Annotated in this window: 12 protein-coding genes; 11 read left to right on the forward strand and 1 reads right to left on the reverse strand. The window is 40.7% G+C overall.

The annotated features are described in order from the left end of the window. Positions 1-13: 13 nt before the first annotated feature. The 3 genes from NMM17_RS04185 (at position 14) to NMM17_RS04195 (ending at position 2,650) form a co-directional block, all read left to right on the forward strand. The gene (locus NMM17_RS04185; RefSeq protein ID WP_000057476.1) at positions 14-658 is read left to right on the forward strand and encodes a YesL family protein; all 645 of its coding nucleotides are present in this window, start codon (positions 14-16) and stop codon (positions 656-658) included. A 172-nt stretch (positions 659-830) separates the two neighbouring features. Continuing rightward, the gene (locus NMM17_RS04190) at positions 831-1,748 is read left to right on the forward strand and encodes a dihydrodipicolinate synthase family protein (protein ID WP_001281493.1); all 918 of its coding nucleotides are present in this window, start codon (positions 831-833) and stop codon (positions 1,746-1,748) included. Between the two features lie 17 nt (positions 1,749-1,765). Continuing rightward, positions 1,766-2,650: an ROK family protein gene (locus NMM17_RS04195; RefSeq protein WP_254753900.1), complete on the forward strand. Its 885-nt coding sequence runs from the start codon at positions 1,766-1,768 to the stop codon at positions 2,648-2,650. Positions 2,651-2,665: 15 nt separating this feature from the next. Here NMM17_RS04195 and NMM17_RS04200 read toward each other — a convergent pair whose 3' ends face one another. Beyond that, positions 2,666-3,517, reverse strand: coding sequence for a MurR/RpiR family transcriptional regulator (locus tag NMM17_RS04200; RefSeq protein ID WP_254753901.1), 852 nt, complete (start codon positions 3,515-3,517; stop codon positions 2,666-2,668). 191 nt (positions 3,518-3,708) lie between these two features. On the opposite strand from NMM17_RS04200, the gene pbp2b reads away from it, so the two are divergent. The 8 genes from pbp2b to NMM17_RS04240 all read left to right on the forward strand — a co-directional run bounded on the left by pbp2b (position 3,709) and on the right by NMM17_RS04240 (position 13,392). Further along, a complete protein-coding gene (pbp2b, locus tag NMM17_RS04205; protein ID WP_254753902.1) occupies positions 3,709-5,766 on the forward strand; it encodes a penicillin-binding protein PBP2B in 2,058 nt (685 codons plus the stop codon). A 10-nt stretch (positions 5,767-5,776) separates the two neighbouring features. Next, on the forward strand, positions 5,777-6,373 hold the full coding sequence (gene recR / locus NMM17_RS04210) for a recombination mediator RecR (protein WP_000966754.1): 597 nt from the start codon (positions 5,777-5,779) through the stop codon (positions 6,371-6,373). 174 nt (positions 6,374-6,547) lie between these two features. Continuing rightward, entirely contained in the window at positions 6,548-7,591 is a 1,044-nt protein-coding gene (locus NMM17_RS04215) for a D-alanine--D-alanine ligase (protein ID WP_254753903.1), read from the forward strand. Between the two features lie 83 nt (positions 7,592-7,674). Then, positions 7,675-9,048 carry a UDP-N-acetylmuramoyl-tripeptide--D-alanyl-D-alanine ligase gene (gene murF, locus NMM17_RS04220; protein WP_254753904.1) on the forward strand — a complete coding sequence of 458 codons (1,374 nt, stop codon included), beginning with the start codon at positions 7,675-7,677 and terminating at the stop codon, positions 9,046-9,048. 94 nt (positions 9,049-9,142) lie between these two features. After that, a complete protein-coding gene (locus NMM17_RS04225) occupies positions 9,143-9,847 on the forward strand; it encodes a TIGR02206 family membrane protein (RefSeq protein WP_254753905.1) in 705 nt (234 codons plus the stop codon). 215 nt (positions 9,848-10,062) lie between these two features. After that, a complete protein-coding gene (gene ftsA / locus NMM17_RS04230; protein WP_254753906.1) occupies positions 10,063-11,442 on the forward strand; it encodes a cell division protein FtsA in 1,380 nt (459 codons plus the stop codon). A gap of 17 nt (positions 11,443-11,459) precedes the next feature. Then, positions 11,460-12,716 carry a cell division protein FtsZ gene (gene ftsZ / locus NMM17_RS04235; RefSeq protein ID WP_254753907.1) on the forward strand — a complete coding sequence of 419 codons (1,257 nt, stop codon included), beginning with the start codon at positions 11,460-11,462 and terminating at the stop codon, positions 12,714-12,716. Between the two features lie 4 nt (positions 12,717-12,720). Further along, positions 12,721-13,392: a YggS family pyridoxal phosphate-dependent enzyme gene (locus NMM17_RS04240; protein ID WP_254753908.1), complete on the forward strand. Its 672-nt coding sequence runs from the start codon at positions 12,721-12,723 to the stop codon at positions 13,390-13,392. The last annotated feature ends 7 nt before the right edge of the window (positions 13,393-13,399 follow it).

Raw genomic sequence — 13,399 nt, forward strand, 5'->3', positions numbered from 1 at the left:
AGGAGGAGTAGACATGGCACAAAAAGGAGTAAGCCTTATCAAGGCAGCATTTGATACAGATAACTTTCTCATGCGTTTTAGTGAGAAGGTCTTGGATATCGTGACAGCCAATCTTCTTTTTGTTGTCTCTTGTTTGCCCATCGTGACGATTGGAGTGGCTAAAATTAGCCTTTACGAGACTATGTTTGAGATTAAGAAGAGTAGACGTGTGCCTGTCTTTAAAATCTATCTAAGAGCTTTCAAGCAAAATCTGAAACTAGGTCTTCAGTTAGGTCTGCTTGAGTTGGGTATCGTCTCATTAAGTATTTTAGACCTCTATCTTTTTTGGGGGCAGACAGCTATGCCTTTCCAAATGGTAAAAGCTATTTGTCTAGGTGTTCTTATCTTCCTCACTATCGTGATGTTGGCTAGCTACCCTATAGCTGCGCGCTATGATTTGACTTGGAAAGAAGTGCTACAAAAAGGACTTATCTTGGCAAGTTTCAACTTTCCTTGGTTCTTTCTCATGTTAGTTATTCTCTTTCTCATTGTGATGGTTCTTTATCTGTCCGCCTTCAGTTTACTTTTAGGTGGCTCAGCCTTCCTACTTTTTGGGTTTGGACTCTTGGTCTTTATCCAGACTGGATTGATGGAGAAAATTTTCGCAAAATACCAATAGGATGGCTTGTTTCTGAAACTACTTTCAAGCCATAAACATTTCAAAATACATATCGAAACTAAAATCTAAGTGTACACAAGATATTGAAAGCGTTTTTCACAAGGTGTATACTAAACACGTAAAGAATAAATCCTGCTTTTAGCAGAAAAAAAGAAAACTTAGGAGAAAATCTATGTCAGATTTAAAAAAATATGAAGGTGTCATTCCAGCCTTTTACGCATGTTATGATGATCAAGGAGAAGTAAGTCCAGAGCGTACGCGTGCCTTGGTTCAATACTTCATTGATAAAGGTGTTCAAGGTCTCTATGTCAATGGTTCTTCTGGTGAATGTATCTACCAAAGCGTTGAAGACCGCAAGTTAATCTTGGAAGAAGTCATGGCAGTTGCCAAAGGTAAATTAACTATTATTGCCCATGTTGCTTGCAATAATACTAAAGATAGTATGGAACTAGCTCGTCATGCAGAAAGCTTGGGTGTAGATGCCATTGCAACGATTCCACCGATTTACTTCCGCTTACCAGAATACTCAGTTGCTAAATACTGGAACGATATCAGTTCTGCAGCTCCAAATACAGACTACGTGATTTACAACATTCCTCAATTGGCAGGTGTTGCTTTGACTCCAAGTCTCTACACAGAAATGTTGAAAAATCCTCGTGTTATCGGTGTGAAGAACTCTTCTATGCCAGTTCAAGATATCCAAACCTTTGTCAGCCTTGGTGGGGAAGATCATATCGTCTTTAATGGTCCTGATGAACAGTTCCTAGGTGGTCGTCTCATGGGAGCTAAAGCTGGTATCGGTGGTACTTATGGTGCGATGCCAGAACTTTTCTTGAAACTCAATCAGTTGATTGCTGACAAAGACTTGGAAACAGCGCGTGAATTGCAGTATGCTATCAACGCTATCATTGGTAAACTCACTGCTGCACATGGAAATATGTACGGTGTGATTAAGGAAGTCTTGAAGATCAATGAAGGCTTGAATATTGGTTCTGTTCGTTCACCATTGACACCAGTGACTGAAGACGATCGTCCAGTTGTAGAAGCAGCTGCAGCCTTGATTCGTGAAACCAAGGAGCGCTTCCTCTAATTCATAAGGAGGTATTTATGACACACTACGTTGCAATTGATATCGGTGGAACCAACATCAAATATGGTTTGATTGACCAAGAAGGCCAACTTGTTGAATCGCATGAAATGCCAACAGAGGCGCATCAGGGTGGACCTCATATCTTACAAAAGACCAAAGATATTGTAGCCAGCTATTTAGAAAAAGGCCCAGTAGCAGGTGTTGCCATTTCTTCTGCTGGGATGGTAGATCCAGACAAGGGTGAGATTTTCTATGCAGGCCCTCAAATCCCTAATTATGCAGGAACTCAGTTTAAGAAGGAAATTGAGACTAGCTTTGCGATTCCTTGTGAGATTGAAAATGATGTCAACTGTGCAGGTCTGGCTGAGGCGGTATCTGGTTCAGGCAAGGGAGCGAGTGTCACTCTTTGCTTGACTATTGGAACAGGTATCGGGGGTTGCTTGATTATGGATGGGAAAGTCTTCCATGGATTTAGCAATTCAGCCTGTGAAGTTGGGTATATGCATATGCAGGATGGAGCTTTCCAAGACTTGGCTTCTACAACAGCTTTGGTAGAGTATGTAGCGGCAGGTCATGGAGATCCAGTTGATCAGTGGAATGGCCGACGTATCTTTAAGGAAGCTACCGAAGGAAATAAAATCTGCATGGCTGGTATTGACCGGATGGTAGACTATCTAGGAAAAGGTCTGGCAAATATTTGCTATGTGGTCAATCCAGAAGTAGTCATTCTCGGTGGCGGTATCATGGGACAAGAGGCTATTCTCAAACCTAAAATTCGAAAAGCTTTAAAAGATGCTTTGGTACCAAGCCTAGCTGAAAAAACACGATTAGAATTTGCCCATCACCAAAATACAGCAGGGATGCTTGGTGCTTATTATCATTTTAAAACAAAACAATCCTAGTTTGGTTTAACCAAACTAGGATTTTCTTACACGTTTTTGTCTACGATAGCCATTGAGTTTTTTATTTTCCCAATAGCTGTTAAAAATTTTCTCCTTGCTTTCACGATTGATTTCCAAAAAGTAGGCATAAATCAAATCGATAAAGAAGAGCATAGGAAGTTGAGCGGATATACGTTGGATGTAAGAAGACTGGCTGTGGGTGGCTACAAGAACAGTCTCTGTATAGGCTTGACTATCTTTATTGGGAACACTTGTAAAAAGTACAGTCTTTGCCCCCATCTCCTTAGCGTCTAATAGACTATCTAAAATAGAAGGTGTTGTGCCAGAAAGAGAGAAACCGAGTACTAGACAATTTTCATCCATAATACTGGTTGTCCAAGCAAAACCGTCTTGGTCTGTTAAGGCTTCACAGACCACACCTAGACGCATGAAGCGCAATTTCATTTCACGAGCGACGAGGCCAGAACTTCCTGTTCCGAAGAAGTAGACACGTTCAGCATCTTCGATTAACTGGGCAATTCTTTCTAGTTGGACTTCGTCAATTAAGTCCTGTGTTTGTTCCCGCATACTACTATAACTTCTGAGGACTCGTTTTGTCAGTGGACTGTGCTTGTGGGAATGGGTGTCTTGTTTCTCTGCTTGGTGTTGGTATTGGAAAATAAATTCTCGATAGCCTGTAAAACCACACTTTTTAGCAAAGCGGGTCAGAGCAGCTTGAGAGATATGTAATTTTTGAGTAACCTGCTGAGAAGATAAATCATCTGCAATGGTTTCCGTTTGTAAAAAATAGCGAGCGATTTCTTGCTCTAGGTCTGTCATTTCTTCAAAGTGAGAATCAATGATGGTTGCTATATCTGGTTTGTCCATAGAAAGGCTCCTTTAAATGAGTCGTATTGGAAAAAGGCTAGATTATTGAACTTTTACATTTATTATATCATATAATATAGGGATGAATAAATAAAAACGTATCTTACCGTAAAAACGAAAAAAGCTTCTTTGCTTTTCCATAATTTTCTTCTTAAATTATGGTACAATTAAGAGTAAGACTTAAAATAGAAATGAGACTGATTTGTATGAGAAAATTTGATAGCCATTCGATTCCGATTCGGCTTAATTTATTGTTTTCAATTGTCATTTTGCTCTTTATGGCCATTATTGGTCGCCTGCTTTATATGCAGGTTTTGAACAAGGATTTTTATGAGACAAAACTAGCATCGGCTAGTAAAACAAAGGTGACCACTAGTTCAGCTCGAGGAGAAATTTATGATGCCAGCGGCAAGCCCTTGGTTGAAAATACTGTGAAACAAGTTGTTTCCTTTACTCGAAACAACAAAATGACGGCTGCCGATTTGAAAGAAACAGCCAAGAAGTTGCTAGCCTATGTGGGAGTTTCTTCTCCAACATTGACTGACCGACAGTTAGCAGACTACTACCTAGCAGATCAAGATGTCTATAAGAAAGCAGTGGAAAGCTTACCACGTGAGAAGCGCCTTGATTCTGATGGAAATCGATTATCTGAATCCGAGCTTTACAATAATACTGTTGAAAGTATCGATCCAAGTCAATTGGCCTACTCGGATGACGAAAAGAAAGAAATTTATCTCTTTAGTCAACTTAATGCAGTTGGAAACTTTGCAACAGGCACCATTGTGACAGATGCTTTAACAGATACTCAGATTGCCTTGATTGCTTCGGCTTCTAAGAATTTACCTGGTATCAGTATTTCAACTTCGTGGGATCGAAAGGTTCTAGAGACTTCACTTTCTTCTATAGTAGGAAGTGTATCCAGTGAAAAAGCTGGTCTTCCAGCTGAAGAAGCCGATGCCTATATCAAGAAGGGTTATTCTCTAAATGACCGTGTTGGAACCTCTTATCTAGAAAAACAATATGAAGAAACCTTGCAAGGAAAACGCTCGGTGAAAGAAATCCATCTAGATAAGCACGGAAACATGGAAAGTGTCGAAAATATCGAAGATGGTACCAAAGGTAACAATATTAAACTGACTATTGATTTGGCCTTCCAAGATAGCGTGGACAATCTGCTTAAGAGCTATTTCAATTCTGAGCTAGGAAATGGAGGAGCCAAGTATTCTGAAGGTGTGTATGCAGTTGCTCTAAACCCAAAAACAGGTGCTGTTTTGTCTATGTCAGGGATCAAACATGACTTGAAAACGGGAGATTTAACACCTGATTCCTTGGGAACAGTAACCAATGTCTTTGTCCCGGGTTCTGTTGTCAAGGCGGCGACCATCAGCTCTGGTTGGGAGAATGGAGTCTTATCAGGAAATCAGACCTTGACAGACCAACCGATTGTCTTCCAAGGTTCAGCTCCGATTAATTCTTGGTACACTCAGGCTTACGGTTCATTTCCGATTACAGCGGTGGAAGCCTTGGAGTATTCTTCTAATACCTACATGGTCCAAACGGCTTTGGGCATCATGGGTCAAACTTATCAACCTAATATGTTTGTTGGAACCAGCAATTTGGAATCAGCTATGGGGAAACTTCGTGCGACATTTGCTGAATATGGTCTTGGAGCCTCAACAGGCATTGACCTTCCAGATGAGTCAACTGGTTTTATACCAAAAGAGTATAATTTTGCTAATTACATTACCAATGCCTTTGGTCAGTTTGATAACTACACCCCAATGCAATTGGCCCAGTACGTTGGCACAATTGCCAACAACGGTGTTCGGATTGCGCCCCACATTGTTGAGGGGATTTATGGAAATAATGAACAAGGTGGTTTAGGGAACTTAATCCAATCTGTTGAAACCAAGGAAATGAATAAAATTAATATTTCTGAGTCTGATGTTTCCATTCTTCAACAAGGATTTTATCAAGTTTCACATGGTGGAAGTGCTTTGACAACCGGTCGTGCCTTTTCAAATGGCGCAGCGGTATCCATTAGTGGAAAAACAGGTACTGCCGAAAGTTATGTTGAGGGTGGTCAAAAAGCTAACAATACTAATGCTGTGGCCTATGCACCATCAGATAATCCTCAAATCGCTGTAGCTGTTGTCTTCCCTCATAACACCAACCTTACAAATGGTGTCGGACCTTCCATTGCGCGCGATATTATCAACCTCTATAACCAACATCATCCAATGAATTAGAAAGGAACATATGCTTTATCCAACACCTATTGCTAAGCTAATTGACAGTTATTCGAAGTTACCGGGTATCGGGATTAAGACGGCTACCCGTCTGGCCTTCTATACTATTGGAATGTCTGATGACGATGTCAATGAATTTGCTAAAAATCTCCTTTCTGCTAAGAGAGAGCTGACCTACTGTTCCATCTGCGGTCGCCTGACTGATGACGATCCTTGCTCTATCTGTACCGATCCGACTCGGGACCAGACAACGATTTTAGTTCTCGAAGATAGTCGCGATGTGGCAGCAATGGAGAATATCCAAGAATACCATGGACTCTATCATGTCTTACATGGTCTCATTTCTCCCATGAATGGTATCAGTCCAGATGATATCAATCTCAAGAGTCTTATGACTCGTCTGATGGATAGTGAAGTTTCAGAGGTAATCGTAGCAACAAATGCTACAGCAGATGGTGAAGCGACATCCATGTATCTTTCACGTTTGCTCAAGCCAGCTGGTATCAAGGTTACGCGTCTAGCACGAGGTCTCGCTGTCGGAGCGGACATTGAGTACGCGGATGAAGTGACGCTCTTACGAGCCATTGAAAATCGAACAGAGTTGTAAGTGTAGACAAATTAACACACTCAATTCATTTATACAAAAATCATGGAGACCGACAGTTGTTTTATCGGTCTCTTTTTAGATTTATTGAAGACCAGTATCAGGTTCAAGTTTCAAAAAAGAAGCAAATATGATATACTAAAGAACGAGTATTCTATTAGAATTGGAACAAATAATATGAAACAAACGATTATTCTTTTATACGGTGGACGTAGTGCAGAGCGTGAAGTCTCTGTTCTTTCAGCTGAGAGTGTCATGCGTGCGGTCAACTACGACCGTTTCACGGTCAAGACTTTCTTCATCAGCCAGTCAGGTGACTTTATTAAAACGCAAGAATTTAGCCAGACTCCAGGTCAAGAGGATCGTCTTATGACCAATGAAACCATTGATTGGGATAAGAAAGTTGCACCAAGTGTTATCTACGAAGAAGGAGCAGTGGTCTTTCCAGTCCTTCATGGTCCGATGGGAGAAGATGGCTCTGTTCAAGGCTTCCTCGAAGTTTTGAAAATGCCTTATGTTGGTTGCAACATCTTGTCATCAAGTCTTGCCATGGACAAAATCACGACCAAGCGTGTGTTAGAATCTGTTGGTATTGCCCAAGTTCCTTATGTGGCCATTGTCGAAGGTGATGATGTAACTTCTAAAATTGTCGAAGTTGAAGAAAAATTGACTTATCCAGTCTTCACAAAACCATCAAACATGGGTTCAAGTGTTGGTATTTCTAAGTCTGAAAATCAAGAAGAACTCCGTCAAGCCTTGAAACTTGCCTTCCAATATGATAGCCGTGTCTTGGTAGAACAAGGAGTGAATGCCCGTGAAATCGAGGTTGGGCTACTGGGTAACTACGATGTTAAAAGCACCCTTCCAGGAGAAGTAGTCAAGGATGTTGCCTTCTATGACTACGATGCCAAGTATATTGATAATAAGATTACTATGGATATTCCAGCTAAAATCAGTGATGATGTGGTAGCTGTCATGCGTCAAAATGCAGAAACAGCCTTCCGTGCCATTGGTGGTTTAGGTCTATCTCGTTGCGATTTCTTCTATACAGACAAGGGAGAGATTTTCCTAAATGAGCTCAATACCATGCCAGGTTTCACCCAGTGGTCAATGTATCCACTACTTTGGGATAATATGGGAATCAGCTACCCAGAACTAATCGAGCGTTTGGTTGACCTTGCTAAGGAAAGTTTTGACAAGCGCGAAGCGCATTTGCTATAAAATGAAAGAGAGGGTAGAAGCCAGAACCATCACTGCAGAGTGATTAGAGTTCTCGGACTTCAACCCTTTTTAAAGGAGTAGAAATGAAATTAACAATCCATGAAGTGGCTCAAGTTGTCGGATCTAAAAATGATATCAGCATTTTTGAGGATACCAAGTTAGAAAAGGCCGAGTTTGATAGTCGCTTAGTTGCGGCAGGGGATTTATTTGTGCCCCTCAAAGGGGCGCGTGATGGCCATGACTTTATCGAAACAGCCTTTGAAAATGGCGCTGCTGTAACCCTGTCTGAGAAAGAAATTGCAAACCATCCCTACATTTTAGTAGATGACGTATTGACTGCCTTTCAAACCCTAGCAGCCTACTATCTTGAAAAAACGGCTGTTGATGTCTTTGCTGTTACAGGTTCAAATGGCAAGACAACGACCAAGGATATGTTGGCGCACTTGCTTTCAATAACCTACAAAACCTACAAAACACAAGGAAACTACAATAACGAGATTGGCCTTCCTTACACAGTTCTCCACATGCCTGAAGGAACAGAAAAGTTGGTCTTGGAGATGGGGCAGGATCACTTGGGAGATATTCATCTCTTATCAGAATTGGCTCATCCAAAAACAGCTATCGTGACCTTGATTGGGGAAGCTCATTTGGCCTTTTTCAAAGACCGTTCTGAGATTGCTAAAGGGAAGATGCAAATTGCAGATGGTATGGCATCGGGTTCCTTGCTTTTGGTACCAGCAGACTACATTGTAGAGAACTACTTGCCAGCTGATAAAAAGGTGGTCCGTTTTGGTCAAGGAGCAGAGTTAGAAATCACAGACTTGGTTGAGCGCAAGGATAGTCTGACCTTTAAGGCCAATTTCTTGGAGCAAGTCCTTGATTTGCCAGTGACTGGTAAGTACAATGCTACCAATGCTATGATTGCATCCTATGTTGCCCTACAAGAAGGAGTTTCAGAGGAGCAAATTCGTCAGGCCTTCCAAAATATTGAATTGACGCGTAACCGTACCGAGTGGAAGAAATCAGCCAATGGAGCAGATATCCTATCAGATGTTTACAATGCCAATCCAACCGCTATGAAGCTGATTTTAGAGACTTTCTCTGCCATTCCAGCCAATGAAGGGGGCAAGAAAATTGCAGTGTTGGCGGATATGAAGGAACTTGGTGACCAGTCTGTTCAACTCCATAACCAGATGATTTTGAGTATCTCGCCAGATGTGCTTGATACCGTAATTTTCTATGGAGAAGACATTGCTGGATTGGCCCAATTGGCTAGTCAAATGTTCCCAATTGGCCACGTTTTCTACTTCAAGAAAACAGAAGACCAAGACCAATTTGAAGACCTAGTCAAGCAGGTCAAGGAAAGCCTTGGAACCAATGACCAAATCCTGCTCAAAGGCTCTAACTCTATGAATCTAGCCAAGTTAGTAGAAAGTTTAGAAACTGAAGACAAGTAATTTTGTCAAACATTTACGTATTTCTAAATCCATTTTTGATAAATAGCATGGTATAATAAAATGCAGGAAAATTTTGAATCATGAGGAAGACTAGATGAATTTATGGGATATTTTCTTTACGACCCAAGCAACCGAACCACCCAAATTTGACCTTTTTTGGTATGTCAGTATATTTACACTTTTAGCCTTAACTTTTTATACAGCCTATCGCTATCGTGAAAAGAAGGCTTACCAACGATTTTTCCAGAGTTTACAGGCAGTTCAGTTAATCCTCCTTTATGGTTGGTACTGGATCAATCATATGCCGTTGTCAGAAAGTTTACCTTTTTACCATTGCCGTATGGCTATGTTTGTGGTGCTTTTGCTTCCTGGTCAGTCTAAATATAGGCAGTATTTTGCATTGCTAGGAACATTTGGGACATTAGCAGCCTTTGTTTATCCAGTTCCAGATGCCTATCCTTTCCCACATATTGCGATTTTATCCTTTATCTTTGGGCACCTAGCTCTTTTGGGGAATTCTCTGGTCTATCTATTGAGACAGTATGACGAACGATTGCTGGATGTGAAGGGAATTTTTCTTATGACCTTTGCCCTAAATGCCTTGATTTTTGTGGTCAATTTAGTAACTGGTGGAGATTACGGATTCTTGACAAAACCACCATTGGTTGGAGACCATGGCTTAGTAGCTAATTATTTAATCGTTTCCCTGGCCTTATCAGCAGCGATTACGTTAACAAAGAAAATCTTAGAACTATTTTTACAACAAGAAGCAGAAAAAATGATTGCAAAGAAAGCTTGATTTTAAGCTTTCTTTTTTCATAAATCTGTTTTTTATAATTTGTTTGGAAAATATAAAAAGCTTATGAGCGAATGTGAAAAAATGGTAAGTAAATTTAGGAAAAACTAAGCACGATCGGATTTTTTGTGTTATAATATTCTGTGAATAGCTATGCCCTATTTTAGCTATATTTGAATAGAAGTTTGAAACTTGGAAGATAGAGAGGATGCGATGTAATGACTAGAAATGGTTTTTTTACAGGCTTAGATATTGGAACTAGCTCCATTAAGGTGTTAGTTGCTGAGCAGAGAGATGGAGAAGTAAATGTAATTGGTGTTAGCAACGCCAAAAGTAAGGGTGTTAAAGATGGAATTATTGTTGATATTGAAGCAGCAGCCACTGCTATTAAGGCAGCAATTTCCCAGGCGGAGGAAAAAGCAGGCATTTCAATCAAATCAGTGAATGTTGGTTTGCCTGGAAATCTTTTGCAAGTAGAACCAACTCAAGGAATGATTCCAGTTACATCTGATACAAAAGAAATTACAGATCAAGATGTCGAAAATGTTGTCAAATCAGCCTTGACAAAGAGTATGACACCAGATCGTGAAGTCATTACTTTTATTCCTGAAGAATTTATCGTAGATGGTTTCCAAGGTATTCGTGATCCACGTGGTATGATGGGTGTTCGTCTTGAAATGCGTGGTTTACTTTACACTGGTCCACGTACTATTCTTCACAATTTACGCAAGACGGTTGAGCGCTCAGGTGTTCAAGTTGAAAATATTATTATTTCACCATTGGCTTTGGTTGGTTCAGTTTTGAACGAAGGAGAGCGTGAATTTGGAGCTACTGTGATTGATATGGGAGCAGGTCAAACAACTGTTGCTACAATCCGTAACCAAGAACTCCAGTTTACAAATATTCTTCAAGAAGGTGGAGATTATGTCACAAAAGATATCTCTAAAGTCTTGAAGACTTCAAAAAAACTAGCTGAAGGATTAAAATTGAACTATGGGGAAGCCTACCCATCACTTGCCAGCAATGAAACTTTCCAAGTTGAAGTGATTGGTGAAGTAGAGCCTGTAGAAGTTACAGAAAGCTACCTAGCAGAGATTATTTCAGCTCGCATTAAACACATTTTTGAACAGATTAAACAAGAGTTGGAAAGAAGGCATTTGTTGGATCTTCCAGGTGGAATTGTTCTGATTGGTGGAAATGCTATTTTACCAGGTATTGTAGAACTTGCACAGGAAGTCTTTGGCGTTGGTGTCAAACTTTACGTTCCAAATCAAGTTGGAATCCGTAACCCTGCCTTTGCTCATGTGATTAGCTTATCTGAATTTGCTGGTCAATTGACTGAGGTGAATTTGTTAGCACAACGAGCAGTCAAGGGTGAAGATACCTTGCGTCACCAACCAATCAATTTTGGTGGGATGATCCAACGTGTTACGCAGGTGTCACAACCTACTCCTATTCAACCAGCTTCAAATACAGAGGTTGAACCATCAGCTTCTACGAACGTAGTTGCTCCGAAAGAGGATAAAGTATCTTCTCAAAATAAACAAAAAATCGCAGATCGCTTCCGTGGTTTAATCGGAAGTATGTTTGATGAATAAAAGAGGAAAAATAAACTATGACATTTTCATTTGATACAGCGGCTGCTCAAGGTGCAGTGATTAAAGTAATCGGTGTTGGTGGAGGTGGTGGTAACGCCATTAACCGCATGGTTGACGAAGGTGTTGCAGGCGTAGAATTTATCGCAGCAAACACAGATGTACAAGCTTTGAGTAGTACAAAAGCTGAGACTGTAATTCAGTTGGGCCCTAAATTGACTCGTGGTTTGGGTGCTGGCGGTCGACCTGAAATCGGTCAAAAGGCTGCCGAAGAAAGCGAAGAAGCCTTGACTCAAGCTATTACTGGAGCAGATATGGTCTTCATCACTGCAGGTATGGGAGGTGGCTCAGGTACTGGTGCAGCTCCTGTTATTGCCCGCATTGCTAAAGATTTAGGTGCTCTTACAGTTGGTGTTGTGACACGTCCTTTCGGTTTTGAAGGAAGCAAACGTGGTCAATACGCTGTGGAAGGAATCAATCAACTTCGCGAACATGTGGATACTCTATTGATTATTTCAAACAACAACTTGCTTGAAATTGTTGATAAGAAAACTCCACTTCTTGAAGCTCTTAGCGAAGCAGATAACGTACTTCGCCAAGGTGTTCAAGGAATTACGGACTTGATCACAAATCCTGGTTTGATTAACCTTGACTTTGCCGATGTGAAAACAGTTATGGCAAATAAAGGAAACGCCCTAATGGGTATCGGTATCGGTAGTGGTGAAGAACGTGTGGTAGAAGCAGCTCGTAAGGCAATCTACTCACCACTTCTTGAAACAACTATTGACGGTGCTGAGGATGTTATCGTCAACGTTACTGGTGGTCTCGACTTGACTTTGATTGAAGCAGAAGAAGCTTCAGAAATTGTCAACCAAGCAGCTGGTCAAGGAGTGAACATCTGGCTCGGAACATCAATCGATGAAAACATGAAAGATGAAATCCGTGTTACAGTCGTTGCAACTGGTGTTCGTCAAGATCGTGTTGAAAAAGTTGTGGGTCATGCACAAAGACAAGCTGTTCGTCATGAGCAAGCAAGTCCTAGTCATGCACACAATCATAATCGTCACTTTGATATGGCTGAAACTGCAGAAATTCCAAGTCCAGCACCTCGTCGTACAGAAACTTCTCAATCTTCAGCATTTGGTGATTGGGACCTGCGTCGTGAGACAATTGTTCGACCAACTGATTCAGTGGTATCACCAGTTGAACGTTTCGAAGCGCCATCTTTACACGATGAGGATGAATTAGACACTCCTCCATTTTTCAAAAATCGTTAAGTAAATGAATTTGAAAGAAAATACAGAACGTGTTTTTCAACAAATAAAAGATGCAAGTCAGCAGGCAGGAAGAGAAGCCAATTCTGTTTCGGTTCTTGCTGTTACAAAATATGTAGACGTACCGACAGCGGAGGCTTTGCTTCCGCTAGGTGTTCATCATATTGGTGAAAATCGTGTGGATAAATTTCTTGAGAAATATGAAGCTTTAAAAGATAGAAATATTACCTGGCATTTGATTGGAACATTGCAAAGACGCAAGGTTAAAGATGTCATTCAGTACATTGATTATTTCCACGCTTTGGATTCATTAAAGCTAGCAGAGGAAATTCAAAAAAGAAGTGACCGAGTTGTTAAGTGTTTCTTACAAGTAAATATCTCAAGGGAAGAGAGCAAACATGGTTTTTCAAAGGAAGAACTATTGGAGCTTTTGCCAGAGTTGGCCACCTTAGATAAAATCGAATATGTCGGCTTGATGACCATGGCTCCTTTTGAAGCTAGTAGTGATGAGTTGAAAGAGATTTTTAAAGCTACGCAGGATGTGCAACTAGAAATTAGAGAAAAACAAATTCCCAATATGCCAATGACGGACTTGAGTATGGGTATGAGTCGTGACTACAAGGAAGCGATTGAATTTGGCTCAACCTTTGTCAGAATTGGTACAGCATTTTTTAAATAGGAAAGAA

It is taken from the genome of Streptococcus sp. CF7_Ac1-12 (assembly GCF_024295905.1).
GTDB classification, from domain to species: Bacteria; Bacillota; Bacilli; order Lactobacillales; family Streptococcaceae; genus Streptococcus; species Streptococcus mitis_AP.